Raw genomic sequence first — 17,910 nt, forward strand, 5'->3', positions numbered from 1 at the left:
TGGCCTTTCAAAGTTTGGGAGATGCGGCGTCAGCGAAGTTAGAACTAACGCCGCACGTTGCGCTCAGGGAGAGCTACATTCCCCTTAGGGTGTCGATGGCTGCCGCAGCCGCAGACAAAGCCTCTTCTGGCTCTTGTTCGTTTAGGTAGATTTTTTGCAGCGCGGACCGGGTGATATCGATGATCTCGTCCCAGCGCTCCACATTGGGTTGAAACTGGGCATAAGCCAGACCGTTGGCAAACGCCTTAATATCCTGATCTTGTTGGTAGAATGGATCAGCGACGACACTTTTGATCACGGGGAGCAACCCGTCAGCCTTGTTGAATTCGAGACGGAAATCATGCTCAAAGATGAAGTCCATAAATCTGCGAATTTCCGCCTTCGCGTCAGAATCCTTAAACACCATCACTGAATCAGTAATGGCCATCGTGCTCTGTCTGGCTTTCACAGGGAATGGCAAAACCGCATAGTTCAAATCAGGCGCTTCATCCTTGATCTGAGGCACGAGCATGGGAAATGTGAAGATGGCCCCCACTTTGCCTTGCTTAAACATGTTGAAAACATCTTCGCGACTATATGCTGTTGGCGAGGGCTGTGTGGCCCCTTCCGCGACCAGTTTCGCATAGAGCTTTGCGGCGGCGATGCCTTCAGGCGAAGCAATTGCGCTTTTGCCATTCTCGTCGAAAATCTGTCCGCCAAAGGACCAAAGCGCATAGTAGAAATAGACGTCGACTTCTTCCTCTTTGCCGGGCAGTCCGAACCCGAACTTATCGTCGAGTGCCGAAATCTTCCTGGCAGCTTCTTCAAGCTCTTCCCACGTCGCAGGTGGCTCCATCCGAACTTCGTTATAAAGATCTGTATTGATCATCATGGCACGTGCAGAAGCGGCAATGGGCAACCCCATCAGCTCTCCATCAATGACAGATGGCTGCAACAGCCCGGGAATGAATTTTTCTTTTAAGTCCGGCGAAATTACATTCTCGATCGGCTCCGCCAGACCGGCCTGTGAAAATTCGGCGAGCCAAATCGACGCCACCACCGACATGTCTGGCGCATTATTCCCTGAGATATCCGTTGTCAGCGTTTGTATATAGCTCGACCAGGGAATGACCTCGATAATGATATCGATGTCAGGGTTTTCCTTCTCAAATGCCGCCGCTGCCTTTTCAAATGAAATTTTGGTATTGGCTGAATATTCGCCCAAGGTAAATCTGATGTCCTTTGCAACGGCAGGCGATGCAAAGGCTCCCATAGCCGCAATGAGTGCAGCTTGGGTCAGCTTTCGATAGGTCTTTTTCTTTTTTGTCATGTCCATTGTGATCTCCTCTCAATCGCGGCCCGATGTCCGCTGGTCGGGAAAGCTACTTGGATTAATGTAAGTTTACAACATAAAATACACTAAAAATGAAATGTTTTTTCATTTTTGCTTCAAAGAACAATTTCTGCTCATATTCACAATCTCCGAAAACTTTCTGAAAATAATAACAAATACAAATATTTAATCAGCCTCTCGACCTCTTACGCACAGATTGCCAAGAAGAAAATTCAGAAATGTCATGTAAATTCATTTCAAGTTAATTTCACAAATGTCGCTATTCCGCTTGATTTATGTAATATTATTTCATAAAAAGGCGCCTAAAGACGTAAATGCGTCAAATACACAAGTGGAGCACCTTCAATGCGGATTTCAAGCAATCTGAATCCCTATCTTCTAATTGCCCCAGGGCTACTGGTTACCGGCATCATCATTTTATGGCCGCTTGTTCAATTGGGGCAGTTATCGGTAAGTGAAGTGAACCGCTTCGGGCAGGTAATTGGGCAAGGTGGGGCGGAAAACTATGTAAAAGTATTCGCAGATCCAGAGCTCTACGCGTCGTCATTTCGGACGCTGATTTGGACGCTGGGCGTGGTCTTGGGCACCTTGCTTCTGGCCTTGCCCATATCATTAGCGCTCAATGAAGAGTTTTACGGCCGGGGCGTGGCCCGCGTTTTGGTGATGCTGCCTTGGGCGATCTCGCTTGCAATGTTGGCGATTGTCGGGCGCTGGGCGCTGAATGGCGATAGCGGCACTTTGAATAATCTGCTGCAAATGCTGGAGATCACACAAACAGACATTGCGTGGCTGGCGCGCGCTGAAACTGCATTCCCGATGCAGATTTTGCTGGGCATTGTAGCGACCCTGCCCTTCACGGTAACAATCTTCCTGGGAGGCCTATCCTCCATCCCAACTGACATTTATGAAGCCGCGCAGGTCGAGGGTGCGAACAAGCTGCAAACGTTCAGGCGCATTACACTTCCGTTGATGCGCCCCTTCGTGAATATAGCCGTGGTGTTGAACACAATTTATGTCTTCAACTCCTTCCCCATCATCTGGGCAACAACACAAGGCGGCCCTGCCAACTCAACCGATATTTTGGTGACCTACCTATATAAATTGGCCTTCCGCTTTGGCCGCGTTGGAGAAGCGGCGGTGCTTTCGCTGATCATGTTTGTCATTCTGCTGATTTTCACGATCATATATGTGCGCCTGGCCATGAATGAGGAGAACTAGAATGTCCAAACTCATGAAATCACTACTGATATGGCTTTTTCTCCTGCCTATTTTCGCCATCACGCTGTTTCCGTTTTATGTCATGGCAACAACGGCAATTCGCCCTCAAACAGAGGTCTTTGACCAGTCTTGGCTGCCCACACGATTTGCATGGGAAAACTTTGTTGAAATGTGGACCGCTGTCGGCTTTGGGCGAGCGCTGGCCAATTCGCTCTATATTTCCACCCTCGCCACCGCACTGACCCTCATTATTGCCATTCCGGCGGGTTATGCTTTGTCACGCTATCGTTTCGCTGGCCGCACGGGGTTTCGACGCTTTTTACTTATCTCGCAAATGTTATCGCCGATCGTTCTGGTCTTGGGGTTATTTCGCGTTTTGGTTTTGCTCAATGCGCTCAACGATGCACATGTTGTTGCTCTGCTTTACGCAGGATTCAACACCGCCTTCGCCGTTTGGATGCTGGAAAGCTATTTTTCAACGATCCCCCGTGATCTGGAGATGGCATCTTGGATGGAAGGCGCATCCGGCTTCACAACAGCGCGAAAAGTTTTCCTCCCCTTGGCCATGCCTGCGATTTGTGTGACAGCGCTATTTACATTTGTGAATTCGTGGAACGAGTTTGTGCTCGCCCTGACACTCTTACGATCCGAAGAAAACTACACCTTACCCATTCAGATTTTGGCGATCGTTTCCGGTCGGTTTTCCGTAGATTGGCATTTGGTCATGGCAGCCGCCTTATGCGCCACCCTGCCCGTGGCAATATTATTTGCGTGGATGCAACGCTATATGCTGCGAGGATTGACCGCAGGCGCCGTAAAATGACCTTTCGCCGCCACCGCGGGGCGCTGCATATGCCTGATGGTGGGTCATAGCAACCAAGTCGGCATGCACGGAACCTGACGCACTGACCCTTCACAGACGTTCAGGCGGTGACCGGATGACAATCAGCGCCCCTTGGCGGGCATTGTACCGGACAGCAAAGAGCACACATCCACGATTGAGTAACCGGAAAAGCAAGTGAGTGAGCGGGATCAGATAGTGGATGAATCCAGCATGGATAGCCCACACATCAAAGACCAAACTTGATTGAGGCTTTGCTGGTTAAGGTGCAAAGCTTTGTGCAATTTAACGGTCGCGTCCAACACAAGCCAGGCATGGCTTTTGACTATTCAGAGATAGCGCGCACTAACGTCCAGCGCGAAAACTTTCGGCACATTGATTCTAGGAAGCCAATTTCACGATAAATTTTGCTTCGTAAGTGCCTGCGTTTTTCTCATCAAACTCACACAGCGGCATCCGTTTTGCTTCTCGCCGGGCCAATTCCAATACCTGCATGGGCGCATTATCGTCATAGACAACCATGTCCGCCGCTTGCAGCGCCCTAATCGCCTTTATCGTCAGCATTTCAGGATCCCGCTCATGATATTCGATGTGCGTGATCGTTGTTGAGCCATGATCCTTTGCTTGCTTATCTATTGCCAAATCTAGACATCGCTTTTTCAATTGTGCCTCGGTGTCCGCTTTGGGCGCTCCCGCAAATGCTTGATCGACAAAGTGCTCCCAGAAAGTGCGGCGTTTTTCGCCCATGGGCAAATAGGTCATGACCGTATGGCGCAAACGTTGCGCCATGGCCGCCCATTGTTCCAGTGCATTGGGCAAGATGGCCTCGATGCGGCGGCGCACCGCCTGCCCCAAAATGGGTGCCGCGCCATGGGTGGAAATGCCGATCACCAGCGGTGAGCGATTGACGATGGAGCCAAATTGAAAATCACAATATTCCGGTTGATCGATGATATTCACCGGCAATCCATAGAGCGACGCGATTGAGCGGACGCGTTTGGCCTCCGCTGCATCTGCTGCGTCACATATGATCAGTTTGACATCGGCGAAATCGCTATCCCACTGGTTCGACGTCCTATGGCTGAAATGCTGAGGAGACTGTGCGATCAGCTTTTTAAACTCGACGCTCAATTTTGGCGCGTGGATTAACACATGAGCGCCTGCCGCGGCCAGCAATTCGGCCTTCCAGGCGGCGGCGTCCGTGCCGCCAATCACCAGCACATTTTCGCCATTCAAATCAAAAAAAACGGGTAGCACCGCCAATTTGCCTATGCGGGCGGTGGTGCGTTTAGCTCGGGGTTTGGCCGCAATTCTATTGTGCGGCAGAAAGGGTAAATTCATCAATAAACTCGCTTAGTTCGGGTTTACAAGAGCCACAATTGGTGCCCGCGCCCAGCTTCTCCCCTATGGCGGCCACGCTGGTGCATCCCCCCTTCACCGCATCGGCAATCTGGTTTGCGCCCACGGAAAAACAACTGCACACGATTGGGCCCGGATCGGGCATATCCTTGCCGGGCCGCCCCGCCAATAGACGATAGCGTTCTGCTGGCGTTTCAAAAATCTGCGCCAGTTGATCCACGGCCCAGGCGCGGGAGACCGCAACTGGCTCCGTCGCCAGAAACAGTGCGCACTGCAATTGCGATCCGGCAAACCAGGCCAACCGATGCTGGCCGGTTTTTGGATCGTGATAGTGCGCGTCTGCCGCCCCGATTTCCAAACCGGACATGGCACGCACGGTCTTTTCAATGGCACGGGCGGCATCTTTTTCCGCCAACTCAACGCGCCAGCCCTTTTTGGTGATCGCTTTGGCCCAATAAGTGCTGTGCAGTTCTGCAGGCGTGGCCTGGGTCACCATAAAGCCATATAGGCCCATATTGGCCGCCCGCACGTCCACCTGCGCCGCTTTGAGCGCAGGTTGGCCCGAAAACGGATCAGTCTTGCCCGGCACCAGCGCATTGATGCGACCGTTGGATGAAAAATTGCCATTCCAGTGCATGGGCACAAAAATCTGATCGTGTCCCAGCTTTGGGTTAATGATGGCACGCGCCAACACTTTTTGCCCTGCTGCTGAAATCTCTACCAGTTCGGCGGTGCGTACCCCGATTTTTGCCGCCTGGCCGGGTGAGATTTCGCAATAGGGTTCGGCAATGTGCGCGCTCAAGGCCGCGCTTTTGCCGGTCCGCGTCATGGTATGCCAATGATCGCGCACCCGACCTGTATTCAAGCGCAGCTTGGTGGGTTGTGCCAGCGCCGTTTCGGTGTCTGTCGGTGTCGCGACAAAATTGGCGCGCCCGTCTGGTGTAAAAAAGTGGCCGCCGGCAAAGAAGCGTTGGGAGACGCCTTTCTGGCCTTTACGCCGGGGCCACAGAGTGGGTTGAAACTTTTCATAATCTTTAGGTGAAAGGCTGGCATATTCACCCAGATCAAAATCGCGGGTGCCGTTATTTTCAAAAGCCGACAGCGCCGCATGTTCGGCAAAAATGTCGCTTGCTGACCTATAGTCAAACGCGGAAGGGTGGCCCATCCGTTTGCCCACTTCCGCCATATGCCACCAGTCAGCCCGTGCTTCGCCGGGCGCTGGCAAAAAGGCGCGTTGGCGCGAAATGCGGCGCTCGGAATTGGTGACGGTGCCGTCTTTTTCGCCCCAGCCCAAGGCGGGCAGTTTCACATGGGCAAAGCGCGCGGTTTCGGTGTCTGCCATTATGTCGGACACCACCACAAAGGGGCAATTCTCAAGGGCGTTGGCCACCTTGTTTGCATCAGGCATGCTCACCACCGGATTGGTGCCCATCACCCAGATGGCTTTGATTTTGCCGTTGGCCACTGCGTCGAACATATCGACCGCCTTCAGCCCCTGTTCGCTGGCCATAGCGGGGGATTGCCAGAAGCGCTGCACCAGTTCGCGATGGGCCGGATTGCCAATTTCCATGTGCGCGGCCAGCATGGTGGCCAGCCCGCCCACTTCACGGCCACCCATGGCATTGGGTTGACCGGTTAGGGAAAACGGCCCTGCCCCCTTTTTGCCGATCCGCCCGGTGGCCAAATGGCAATTGATAATCGCGTTGACCTTGTTGGTGCCTTCGCTCGACTGGTTCACCCCCTGGCTGAAACAAGTCACCACCTTTTCGGTCTGCGCAAACAATCGATAGAATTCTGCCAATTGATCGGCGCTAAGGCCGGTTTTGGCGTGCAGCGCTTTAAGCGACATTTTCGCTGCTGTTAGCGCTTCATCAAAATGGTTCGTATGGCGATCAATATAAGATTGATCGAGCTGCCCGGCGTCCGCCAGATATTGCAACAGGCCGTTGAACAGCGCCACATCGCCATCCGGGGCAATTGGCAGGTGCAGGTCCGCCATTTCCGCTGTTTTGGTGCGGCGCGGATCAATCAGCACTATTTTCATTTGCGGGCGCTCGGCCTTGGCTGACTGAAGGCGCTGAAACAGCACCGGGTGGCACCAGGCCATGTTTGAGCCCACCAAAATCACCAGATCGGCCAGCTCCAAATCTTCATAGCAGCCCGGCACAATATCAGCGCCAAAGGCCCGCTTGTGCCCCACCACCGTTGAGGCCATGCACAGACGGGAATTTGTGTCCACATTGGCTGTGCCAATAAAGCCTTTCATCAGCTTGTTGGCGACATAATAGTCTTCGGTGAGCATTTGCCCGGACAGGTAAAAGCCCACTGAGTTTGGTCCATGTTCGGCGATGGTTTGGCTGAAGCGCTCGGCCACCAGCGACAACGACTCGTCCCAACCGGCCCGCTTGCCCCCGATTTCAGGGTGTAGCAAGCGCCCATCCAGATCCAGCGTCTCCCCCAAAGCGGAACCTTTGGAGCAAAGCCGCCCGAAATTCGCGGGATGCTGCGGATCACCCTTTATTGCCACTCCGTCCTTGCCCGGCGTGGCCAGCACGCCGCAGCCCACGCCACAATAGGGACAGGTGGTGCGGGTGGTGCAGTCACTCATGAGGTCAGCTCTGCCATGTCCAACAACAGCCGATCGCCGCGCACCTGCACGCTGAAGGTCCGTGTTGCGCCTTCATCGGCCCCCTGCGCCTCCCCGCTCCTGAGCGAGATCACCCAATTGTGCAGCGGACAAGTGACACAGCCATCATGCACAATGCCCTGGCTAAGCGGCCCGGCCTTGTGCGGACATTTGTCCTCAAGGGCAAAAAATTGATCATCGTGGGTGCGGAAAATCGCAATGCGCATTTCCCCACTGGTCACGCAGCGGGCGCCGCGGCGCGGCACCTCGTCAATGCTGCCAATATCCACCAGATCGTCTGTTTGAATTGCGGGCGCTACGCTCATTCTGCCGCCTCCAGTTCAAGGGCTGCCATAGGTTTAAACTCGTGCTTGTCTTTGCCTGAAACCCGTTCGGACCAAGGGTCCACTTGGGCAAATTTCTGGCTGAAGACAAAGCGGTCGAAATATTCCTGCCGACGTTCCTCATCGTCCATAATCTGCTTGCGGATTTCATCGAGACCGACGCGTTTGGCCCATTTATAGATGCGCTCCAGATAGTGCCCTTGCTCGCGATACATTTGCGCCAGCGCCACCACATGTTCCAGCGCTTCATTTTCGCTTGGCACCATGCCCAGCACTTCCGTGCCTTTGATGTCTAGGCCCGCCGCGCCAGCAAAGTGGATTTCAAAGCCGCTATCGACGCAGATGATCCCGATATCCTTGCAGGTGGCTTCCGCACAATTGCGCGGGCAACCGGAGACAGCCAATTTCAACTTGGCTGGGGTCCAGGAGCCCCACATGAACTTTTCCAGCTTGATGCCAAGGCCGGTCGAATCCTGTGTGCCGAAGCGGCACCAGTCTGACCCGACGCAGGTTTTCACGGTGCGCAGACCCTTGGCATAGGCTTGCCCGGAAACAAATCCGGCCTTGCCCAAATCGGCCCAAACGTCCAGCAAATCTTCTTTCTTAATGCCCAGCATGTCGATGCGCTGACCGCCGGTAACTTTGACGCTCGGGATATCAAATTTGTCCACCACATCGGCAATCGCCCGCAATTCTTTGGAGGACGTCATCCCGCCCCACATGCGCGGCACCACAGAATAGGTCCCGTCCTTTTGAATGTTGGCGTGCACCCGTTCATTGATGAAGCGGGATTGATAATCATCGGCATAAACATCAGGCCAGTCACACACCAAATAATAGTTGAGCGCCGGACGGCATTTGGCACAGCCGCAGGAGGTTTTCCACTCCAGCTCCTGCATCACAGCCGGGATGCTTTTCAGCTCCTTGGCTTTGATCAGGCGGCGCACATCGCCATGGCCCAGATCGGTGCACGGACACATGGAACTTCCCGCATCCGCATCAAATTCTTCACCCAATGTCAGGGCCATCAATTGTTCCACAAGCCCGGTACAGATGCCGCAAGAGGCGGATGCCTTGGTGTGGGCGCGCACCTCGTCCAGCGTGGTCAGGCCCTTTTCCGTGATTGTGCCGACGATTTTTGATTTGCAAATGCCGTTACAGCCGCAGATTTCTGCATCATCGGGCAACGCTGCAACGGCCGCCATGGGGTCCATTGCGGCCCCTCCCTGGTAGGCCTGGCCGAAAATCAAACTTTCACGCATCTCGCTGATGTCAGTTTGTTTCTTTTTTAAATCATTGAACCAGGCGCCATCTGACGTGTCGCCATAAAGCACGGTGCCGATAATCTTGTTATCCTGCAAAATCACCCGTTTATAGATGCCCGCATTGGCGTCGCGCAAAACGATCTCGTCGCGATCATCGCCCTCGGCAAAGTCGCCGACGGAGAACAAATCAATGCCAGTCACTTTCAGCTTGGTCGCCGTGTCCTGATGCTTAAAGGGCTTGGAAAAGTCGTCGGTCAGCGTGCGTGCGGCCACCTGTGCCATGTCGTAAAGCGGGGCCACCAGGCCATAAACCTGGCCATCCACTTGGGCACATTCGCCCAATGCCAGAATATCTGGGTCCGAGGTGCGCATGGCGCTATCCACGACAATGCCACGTTCGACCTCCAGTTCAGCGTCCTGCGCCAGCGCCACATTGGGCCGAATGCCCACGGCCATCACCACCAGCGAACAATCGATCACTTCGCCGTTTTCCAGTTCCAGCCCGGTGACTTTCTTGTCGCCGATAATGCGTTTGGTGTTGGCTCCGGTCTTTACCGCGATATCCCGGCTTTCCAGCTCCTTTTGCAGCAGATAGCCCGCGGATGGGTCCAGTTGGCGCTCCATCAGCGTGTCCATCAGGTGCACCACGGTCACATCCATGCCGCGTTCGCGCAGCCCGGCGGCCGCTTCCAGCCCCAATAGACCGCCCCCGATTACCACCGCCTTTTGGCGCGATTGCGCGGCCAGCATCATGGCGGTGACATCGTCCAGATCACGATAGGCGAGCACGCCCGCCAGATCATGGCCAGGCACGGGCACAATAAAGGGGTTGGACCCCGTTGCGATCACCAGCTTGTCGTAGGCTTCGGTTACGCCTTGATCAGAGGTCACCGTTTTGTTTTCACGATCAATTTCGGTGACCTTGTGGCCCTTATAAAGGGTGATCCCGTGGTCAATATACCAACCATCCCCATGGATGATGATGTCTTCATATGCCTTTTCGCCGGAAAGTACGGGGGACAGCATGATCCGGTCATAGTTCACGCGCGGTTCGGCGTTGAAAATGGTGACCTCATAGGCATCCGGCTCTTGCTCGAACAAATGTTCCAGCATGCGCCCGGGCGCCATACCATTGCCGATAATAACCAATTTTTGCTTTTGCATATCCGTCTCCTATTCTGCTGCTGCGCTGCGCTGACGGGCCAGCCGTGCGGCGCGCTTTTCCTTGATGGCTGCCAACTGGTCTTCGCTTGGGTTGGCACCCCCTTCATAGGCTTCCAGAAATTCAAGCAGTTCTTCGCGATAAGCGTAATAATCCGGGTGGTTGAGCAATGCCTTGCGCGAACGTGGTCGCGGCAGGTCCACCTCCATAATATTGCCAATCTTGGCATTGGGACCGTTGGACATCATCACCACGCGGTCGGCCAGTAGGATCGCCTCGTCCACATCATGGGTCACACAGATGGCGGTCACCTGGGTGCGTTTCCACACATCCATCAGTAGATCCTGCAATTCCCAACGGGTCAGGCTGTCCAGCATGCCGAAGGGTTCATCCAGCAACAGCAATTTGGGTGACAAGGCGAACGCGCGGGCAATGCCCACCCGTTGCTTCATGCCGTTGGACAGATCATCTGCCTTGCGGTGCATGCTGTCTTTCAGTCCCAGTTTGGTGAGATAATATTCCACCACATCGTGGCGTTCGCCTTTGCTGGCTTCAGGATAGACCTTGTCCACCCCCAGCGCCACATTGTCGTAGGCGGTCAGCCACGGCATCAAATTGGGAGCCTGGAACACCACGGCTTTGTCCGGGCTGGCACTAGTAATGTGGCGACCATCAAGGATGATCCCGCCTTCGGTAATCTCATTAAGCCCTGCCGCCATGGACAGAACCGTGGACTTGCCGCACCCGGAATGGCCGATCAGGGTGACAAATTCACCCTTATTGATCTTCATATCAAAGCCATCCACCACGGTGAGTGGCCCCTTGGGCGTGGGATAGACTTTTTTCAGGTCTGAGAAGTGCAAAAAGCCTTCCTGCTTGCTGCTTTTGCTGGCTTCTTCATAGGCTGCGGGCAGTTTTTCGCCCTTGCTGAAATCCATAGGCACTATATTGGGCAATTCCACCACATCGTCGGAATCCTCCGTTCGCGCAGCGCCCACATCGATCAGATAATCGGTAACGGCGGCCCGCAATTTGATGAAATCCTCATCATCATTCAGGGCTGTCCGGTCGCGTGGTCGAGGAATATCCACCTTGAAGTCCGGCCCCAATGTGGCGTTGGGACCCGGTTTAAGCGGAATGATCCGGTCAGCCAGCAAAATCGCCTCATCAACATCATTGGTGATCAGGACGATGGTCTTTTTCTCCCTCTGACAAATATCGGAGAATTCATCCTGCAGCTTAGCGCGGTTCAGCGCATCAAGTGCTGAAAGAGGTTCATCCATCAACAGGATTTCAGGCTGCATGGCCAGCGCGCGCGCAACCGCCACCCGCTGCCGCATTCCACCGGAGAGTTCGGCGGGCTTGCGGTTCTTCGCATGGTCGAGGCCAACCATTTCGATATAGCGGGTGACAATTTCCTTGCGCTCAGTAACCGGTTTGTCGCTGAACACCTGATCCACCGCCAGGGCGACATTGCCCTCCACGGTCAGCCAAGGCATCAGCGAATAGGATTGAAACACCACGCCCCGCTCTGGTCCGGGGCCATCAATCTCACGGCCACGATAGATCACGCCGCCTTTGGTGGGTTTGATCAACCCCGCCAGCGCCGAGATCAATGTGGTTTTGCCGCTGCCGGAAAAACCCACAATCGCCACAAATTCACCTTCCGCCACATCCAGTTCGATGTCGGTCAGCACTTCGTGGCAATTGGGTTCTTCACCAAAGTGTACCGAGAGTTTGGAGATTTCGAGGATGGTCATATCTCGCTCCTAACGGTTGGCACTGAAGGTGAAGGCACGTTGCAGGGCGAACATCAGCCGATCCAGCATAAAGCCGACAATGCCGATGGTGATCACAGCCACCATGATCCGCGCCAGCGATTGGGAGGAGCCGTTCTGGAATTCGTCCCAGACAAATTTGCCCAGGCCCGGGTTTTGCGCCAGCATTTCGGCGGCGATCAGCACCATCCAGCCCACACCCAGTGACAAGCGCAAACCCGTGAAGATCAGCGGCAATGCGGAAGGCAGCACCAGTTTGGTGATGGTTTTATAGGTGGGCAGCTGCAATACGCGGCCTACATTCATCAGATCTTTGTCGACAGAGGCCACGCCCAGTGCGGTGTTGATCAATGATGGCCAGAGCGAACACAGGGTTACGGTCACAGCAGAGGTGATCATGGATTTGGGCAACCAATCCATCGGGTTGGCATAGGTCGCTGAAATCACCATGGTCACAATCGGCAGCCAGGCCAAAGGCGAAACCGGTTTAAATATTTGGATCAATGGGTTAATGGCACCATTGAATGTTTTAGATAAACCGGATGCAATCCCCAGCGGCACAGCGATTAGCGTGGCGATGAAAAAGCCCAGCCCCACGGTGAACAGCGAGGTGAAAATCTGGTCGATATAGGTCGGTTGACCGGTATATTCGCGATGCTTGACTCGATCTGACTGGCCCTGCTCGATCAGTTTGGCATTGCGCGCGTCCAGCCGTTCATAAAAGGCCGCCGCTTTCTCGCGTTCGCGCACGTGATCCTGCCACAGATTGCCCGCCTGCTCGACCACCTGCACTGGACCGGGGATGGTCCCCAAAGAGGTTTGCACCTGCGGGGCCAACGCGGCCCAGATCAACACAAAGGCAGCGATGCCTATCATTGGCACAAGCAACACCTGGCGCAAAATCTTGGCTTGTTCCTTGCGGCTTTCGCCCATGCCCCACTTGATCAACGGGGCCACCCAGGCAAAGCCAAGCGCCTCAAACCAGCCATTGGCCCGGTTAAGGCCATTCAAAAATCGTTTGCGCCAAACGGGTTCGGCATTCATTTGTTCTGCGCTTGAAATCTCGGTCATCTGTTTGCCTCAATATTTCTTGGAATTGTCGCTGGTTGGCCAAACCGCGGGGCCCGGCCAACCAGCGCCCTCCTTGCCTAACTGCCGTTTGCTGCGACAGACTCATCGGTCTTCAGGCCGATTTCGAGACTGTCGATGTAGGCGTTAGGTGATTTCGCATCGAACGGAATGCCATCGATGATATCTTCAGCCGGGGTTGGAGCTTTGTAGCCATCTGTTCCCCAGGGGAAGTCTTCGCGGTCCACATGGCCCTCTTCCACCAGCAGCTCTGCTGCTTCCAGATAGATGTCCGGGCGATAAACGGATTTGGCGACCTCGTCATACCATTCGTCGGGCTGGTGCTCGTCGATCTGGCCCCAGCGACGCATCTGCGTCAGATACCAGACGGCGTCGGAATAGAAGGGATAGGTCGCGTAATAGCGATAGAACACATTGAAGTCCGGCACAGCGCGCTTGTCGCCTTTTTCGTATTCAAATGTGCCGGTCATAGAATTGGCGATCACCTCGGCATCGGCGCCCACATATTCTGAGCGCGCCAGGATTTCCACGGCCTCTTCACGGTTGGCGTTGTCGTTTTCATCCAACCATTTGGCGGCGCGGATCAACGCCTTGGTCAGGGCCAATGTGGTGTTGGGATATTTCTCGGTAAATTCCTTTGTGAGACCGAATACTTTTTCCGGATTGTTTTTCCAGATTTCATAGTCGGTGATCACCGGTACACCAATGCCTTTAAACACCGCAGCTTGGTTCCATGGCTCGCCCACGCAATAGCCGTGGATTGTGCCTGCTTCTAAGGTGGGTGGCATCTGCGGCGGTGGCGTTACAGACAGCAAAGCATCTGCATCAATCTGCCCCGACGTGTCGCTTGAAGAATAAAGACCCGGGTGGATGCCCCCTGCGGCCAACCAGTAGCGCAGCTCATAATTGTGCGTGGAGACGGGAAACACCATGCCCATTTTAAAGCTTTCGCCTTTTGCCTTGAGCTCTTCAACCACTGGCTTAAGCGCACTGGCGCTGATCGGGTGTACGGGTTTGCCCTCTGCATCCATTTCGAGATGCGGTTTCATTTTTTCCCAAATTTCGTTGGAGACTGTGATGCCGTTGCCGTTCAAATCCATGGAAAAAGGCGTCACGATATGCGCCTCGGTGCCATAGCCGATGGTGGCGGCTAAGGGTTGACCCGCCAGCATATGCGCCCCATCCAACTCGCCGGTAATGGTGCGGTCCAGCAGCACTTTCCAGTTCGCCTGCGGCTCCAGCGTCACATAGAGCCCCTCATCCTCGAAATAGCCTTTTTCATAGGCGATGGCGAGTGGCGCCATATCTGTGAGTTTAATGAAGCCCAGTTTAAGCTCGTCTTTTTCAACATCCAGCCAATCGGCCAAGGCTGGGGCGCTCAAGCCAATCGCGGCGATCGACCCCAAGATAGTTGCCATAAAGCGGCGGCGGGAGAGAAGAGTTTCGAGTGGGTTTGAAAACATTTTCACCTTGTCCTTGTTTCGGTCTTTGACGGGTTGCGCGCCATTTTCGCGTCACTATTGCTGACCTAATTTCACCTTGCCAAAGCAGTGCGTTGTTGTCTGCTGCTAAAAAATCCATTAAGTGTTGCAAAAAAGGACACACCCACAAGGAGACCTCTATGCGACATATGCTGGCGCTTAAATATGTGGATGCGGTGGCCCGCGCTGGTTCCATTCGTGGGGCCGCGGAAGTGCTGGCTATCACGCCGTCAGCGCTCAATCGCCGCATTCTGGCGATTGAGGAAGAGCTGGATATTGAAATCTTTGAACGCCATGCTCAGGGGGTGCGGCTCAACAGTGCAGGCGAGTTGTTTATCCACCATGTGCGGGCCCAAATGGCAGATCTAGAACGGGTGCGTTCGCAGATTGCCGACCTTTCCGGGGTGCGAATCGGGCATGTGCGCATTGCCACCACCAAGGAAATCGGCGGCCGCCTGCTGCCGCGCCTCATTCAGGCCTATCGTGCAGATTTCCCCGGGGTGACTTTTTCACTGCATGCCTATGATCGCGGGCAAGTGGAACAGCAATTGCACAATCTTGAGGCTGATATCGTGGTGATGTTTCAACCGCTCCGATTGGCGGATATGCAAGTGATCTCCCACCAGCAGCAGCATTTGTCCGTGGCCATGGCGGCCGATCATCCGCTGGCGGCACAACCGGAATTGCGGCTGGTGGACTTTTTGGAGCATAACCCGCTGTTGCCGCCGCGCGGCGAAGGGATTCGCGAGATTGTTGAGGCCGCCTGTGTGAAAAAGGGGCTGAACTGCAAGCCGACCATTGAAAGCGATGATTCCGCACTGCTGCGCCATCTGGCACGCCAAGGCGCGGGGCTGGCATTGGATCTACCACTGACCATCAGCGCGTCGCCGCAGGAATCCGAGTTGGTTTATCGTCCCTTTAAAGCACATGAGATCGAGCCGGGATTTTTGTTTGTCGGCCAGTTACACAAGCGCAACCTGCCCGTGGCCGCCCGCAAATTTGCCGATCAGTTGCGCGAGATGTTTGAGCGTGAAATGGAACGTCTGCCACAGATTGAAACGCCATAAGCCAACAACCTGCCCTGATTGTCATTCGGAACAGGTTGCGCCCTCAAGCATTATACCATCAGGACAACTCCAGAAACGGAGGTGAACATATGGCAGAATTCCTGTTTTATTTCTGGCTATTTCTACTGCTGCTTGTGGTTATTGGCTGGCCCAGCTGGCCCTATACGCGAGAGCGGTGGCCTTACAAGCATGGTGGCAATTACCGCTATGCTGTGAGTGGCATGGCCGCGGCGCTGGCAATCCTGTTTTGGATGCTCTTCTGGTTTGGCCTTGTGGCCATTGCATGGCCGTGGACCGCACCACCGCCAGCCACATAATAGAGAATGGGTTGGCCGCCAATTGCGGCCAACCTCCCGCCTTACTTGCCCCAACGAAGGGCAATCAGGTCCAGTTCTTTTGACAGCTGGAGCAAGCGGTCTTTTGTGCGCTGGCTCATGGGTTTGAGCGGGTGGCGAACATAATCGCTTTTGATCACGCCGCCTTCTTTAAATACAGTCTTGCAGGCTTTGAGGCCGCATTGCCGATTTTCGTGGTTGATCAATGGCAGACACACTTTCCATTGCGCCAAGGCCGCATCGTGGTCCCCTGCGTGAAAATCCGTCACGATAGATCGGATTTTTTCCGGTTGTAGGCCAGAGGTCATCGTGCCGGTTGCTCCGGCATCGAGGTCGGCCAACAGGGTCACGGCCTCTTCGCCGTCAAATGGCCCGACCATATGCTCGCCCCCTGCTTCAATGAGCGCGGCCAGTTTGTCTGCGGCAAAAGGCACCTCAATTTTGAAATAACTGACATTTTCAATTTCGCGCGCCATCTTTACCAACAGATCAACCGGCAGGCTGACGCCGGAAAGCGGCGCGTCCTGCACCATGATCGGAATAGAAATCGCATCGCTCACCGCTTGGAAATGCTCATAAATACCATCTGGTCCCGGCACCAAGCCAACCCCGTGATAGGGCGGCATCATCATCACCATATCAGCCCCCAAGGCCTCCGCCGCTTTAGCGCGTTGCGTGGCAATGGCGGTGGAGAAATGGCTGATGGTCACAATGATGGGCTTGCGGCCTGCCACATGTTCAAGGCTAACGCGCATCAGGCGTGCGCGTTCGTCGTCAGACAGCACAAATTGCTCTGAATAGTTGGCCAGCAAGCAAATGGCATCCACGCCCTGATCAATCATGCAATCAAGCACATTTTTCATGCCATCTTCATCCACCTGGCCATCGTCAAAAAATGGCGTGGGCGCAACGGGCAAAATTCCGGTCAAAGGCTGTTTCATGGGTTGAATCCTATATGTCAGTTCTAAAGAACGCTGATCCGGAAATGGGTGCGCTGACGGTAGGTCTCGCCCGGGCGGATCAGGGTTGAAGGAAAATCAGGCTGGTTCGGCGCATCGGGCCATTTTTGCGGCTCCAGTGCCAAACCTGCGTGGTGACCATAAGGCTGGCCAGTGTGACCATTGAAAGGTGTGGTATCCATGCCGGTGGCATCGAACACTTGCAGGCCCTGTTCTGTCGACAACACATCAAGCTGATATTGGCCAGCACGCACGCTGCACATAGGGTGCAGTTCATTGTCTGTGGAATCGATGCAGAAATTATGGTCCAGCGCCATGTCGGGCGGCGATGTAAATGGCTTCATCTCGCGATAGTCGAAGGCCGTGTCCGCCACCGGTGCCGGTGCACCTGTTGGGATCAAATCCGCGTCCACTGGCAAATACTGGCTGGCATTAATGCACATGGTATGATTGGCCAGATCAGCATGGCCATCCAAATTCCAATAGGAATGGTGGGCAAAATTCAAATGGGTTATCCGGTCTGTCCGCGCCTGGATGTCGAGGGTCAATGTGCCCGTCTCGTCTAGGGCATAATGAGCCTGAACCGTCACATTTCCGGGAAAGCCCCCTTCCCCGTCCGGATGGGTCACTGTAAGGGTGCAGCTCGTCGCATCACATGCCAACAGTGTCCAATTGCGCTGCCCGGTGCCTGCGGCGCCCCCATGCAGGGTGGTCTTGTTGTTTTCATTGCGCTCCAGATCAAAACGGGTGCCGTCGAGCACAAACTGGCCGCCTGCAATCCGGTTTGCCACCGGCCCGACAATCGCACCGAAATAGGTCATCGGCCCGAGATAGGCCGCAAAATCCGCGCTGCCCAGCACCAAGGCGTGATCACTTTCTGTGCGGCGCAAGTCCTGCAGAGTTGCGCCCCACGTCATAATGGCTGCTTTGGTTCCGCCATTGGCGATGCGGATTAAATCAATTTGCTCGCCAGCGGGGCCTTGGCCAAATGCAGACACCTGTTGCGCGTCGATTTGGCCTTTTTCCGCAAATGTATCCGGTGCGTCAGACATG

At 54.6% G+C, this 17,910-nt stretch carries 14 protein-coding genes; 4 read left to right on the forward strand and 10 right to left on the reverse strand.

Annotation, left to right across the window (positions count from 1 at the left end):
* Positions 1–73 precede the first annotated feature (73 nt).
* Positions 74–1,315: an ABC transporter substrate-binding protein gene (locus MXMO3_RS11595; protein ID WP_117395970.1), complete on the reverse strand. Its 1,242-nt coding sequence runs from the start codon at positions 1,313–1,315 to the stop codon at positions 74–76.
* A 369-nt stretch (positions 1,316–1,684) separates the two neighbouring features.
* On the opposite strand from MXMO3_RS11595, the gene MXMO3_RS11600 reads away from it, so the two are divergent.
* Both MXMO3_RS11600 and MXMO3_RS11605 read left to right on the forward strand, forming a co-directional pair.
* Entirely contained in the window at positions 1,685–2,551 is an 867-nt protein-coding gene (locus tag MXMO3_RS11600) for a carbohydrate ABC transporter permease (RefSeq protein WP_425462136.1), read from the forward strand.
* Position 2,552: 1 nt separating this feature from the next.
* Positions 2,553–3,374 carry a carbohydrate ABC transporter permease gene (locus MXMO3_RS11605; RefSeq protein WP_036222677.1) on the forward strand — a complete coding sequence of 274 codons (822 nt, stop codon included), beginning with the start codon at positions 2,553–2,555 and terminating at the stop codon, positions 3,372–3,374.
* A gap of 399 nt (positions 3,375–3,773) precedes the next feature.
* Here MXMO3_RS11605 and MXMO3_RS11610 read toward each other — a convergent pair whose 3' ends face one another.
* From MXMO3_RS11610 to MXMO3_RS11640, 7 genes are all read right to left on the reverse strand, one after another.
* Complete coding sequence (locus tag MXMO3_RS11610; protein WP_117395971.1) at positions 3,774–4,733, reverse strand: precorrin-2 dehydrogenase/sirohydrochlorin ferrochelatase family protein; 960 nt, start codon at positions 4,731–4,733, stop codon at positions 3,774–3,776.
* Positions 4,705–7,359 carry a nitrate reductase gene (locus tag MXMO3_RS11615; RefSeq protein ID WP_117395972.1) on the reverse strand — a complete coding sequence of 885 codons (2,655 nt, stop codon included), beginning with the start codon at positions 7,357–7,359 and terminating at the stop codon, positions 4,705–4,707. Before MXMO3_RS11615 ends, MXMO3_RS11610 begins: the two co-directional genes overlap by 29 nt.
* Positions 7,356–7,703 carry a nitrite reductase small subunit NirD gene (gene nirD, locus MXMO3_RS11620; RefSeq protein ID WP_117395973.1) on the reverse strand — a complete coding sequence of 116 codons (348 nt, stop codon included), beginning with the start codon at positions 7,701–7,703 and terminating at the stop codon, positions 7,356–7,358. The genes MXMO3_RS11615 and nirD overlap by 4 nt, the downstream gene beginning before the upstream one ends.
* Complete coding sequence (nirB, locus tag MXMO3_RS11625; RefSeq protein WP_117395974.1) at positions 7,700–10,150, reverse strand: nitrite reductase large subunit NirB; 2,451 nt, start codon at positions 10,148–10,150, stop codon at positions 7,700–7,702. Before nirB ends, nirD begins: the two co-directional genes overlap by 4 nt.
* Positions 10,151–10,159: 9 nt before the next feature.
* A complete protein-coding gene (locus MXMO3_RS11630; protein WP_117395975.1) occupies positions 10,160–11,908 on the reverse strand; it encodes an ABC transporter ATP-binding protein in 1,749 nt (582 codons plus the stop codon).
* Positions 11,909–11,917: 9 nt separating this feature from the next.
* Positions 11,918–12,970 carry an ABC transporter permease gene (locus tag MXMO3_RS11635; protein ID WP_245985839.1) on the reverse strand — a complete coding sequence of 351 codons (1,053 nt, stop codon included), beginning with the start codon at positions 12,968–12,970 and terminating at the stop codon, positions 11,918–11,920.
* A gap of 104 nt (positions 12,971–13,074) precedes the next feature.
* Positions 13,075–14,433 carry a CmpA/NrtA family ABC transporter substrate-binding protein gene (locus MXMO3_RS11640; RefSeq protein WP_117396800.1) on the reverse strand — a complete coding sequence of 453 codons (1,359 nt, stop codon included), beginning with the start codon at positions 14,431–14,433 and terminating at the stop codon, positions 13,075–13,077.
* Positions 14,434–14,636: 203 nt separating this feature from the next.
* Between MXMO3_RS11640 and MXMO3_RS11645 the strand changes: the two genes are divergently transcribed.
* Together MXMO3_RS11645 and MXMO3_RS11650 are read left to right on the forward strand one after the other, a co-directional pair.
* Entirely contained in the window at positions 14,637–15,563 is a 927-nt protein-coding gene (locus tag MXMO3_RS11645; protein WP_117395977.1) for a LysR family transcriptional regulator, read from the forward strand.
* Positions 15,564–15,652: 89 nt separating this feature from the next.
* Positions 15,653–15,880 (forward strand): hypothetical protein, encoded by a 228-nt coding sequence (locus MXMO3_RS11650; protein WP_027833312.1) that lies wholly within the window; start codon positions 15,653–15,655, stop codon positions 15,878–15,880.
* Between the two features lie 41 nt (positions 15,881–15,921).
* On the opposite strand, the gene MXMO3_RS11655 is transcribed toward MXMO3_RS11650, so the two are convergent.
* Positions 15,922–16,839: a dihydrodipicolinate synthase family protein gene (locus tag MXMO3_RS11655; RefSeq protein WP_117395978.1), complete on the reverse strand. Its 918-nt coding sequence runs from the start codon at positions 16,837–16,839 to the stop codon at positions 15,922–15,924.
* Positions 16,840–16,862: 23 nt separating this feature from the next.
* Complete coding sequence (locus MXMO3_RS11660) at positions 16,863–17,909, reverse strand: aldose epimerase family protein (RefSeq protein WP_117395979.1); 1,047 nt, start codon at positions 17,907–17,909, stop codon at positions 16,863–16,865.
* Position 17,910: the final 1 nt, after the last annotated feature.

It is taken from the genome of Maritalea myrionectae (assembly GCF_003433515.1).
GTDB classification, from domain to species: Bacteria; Pseudomonadota; Alphaproteobacteria; order Rhizobiales; family Devosiaceae; genus Maritalea; species Maritalea myrionectae.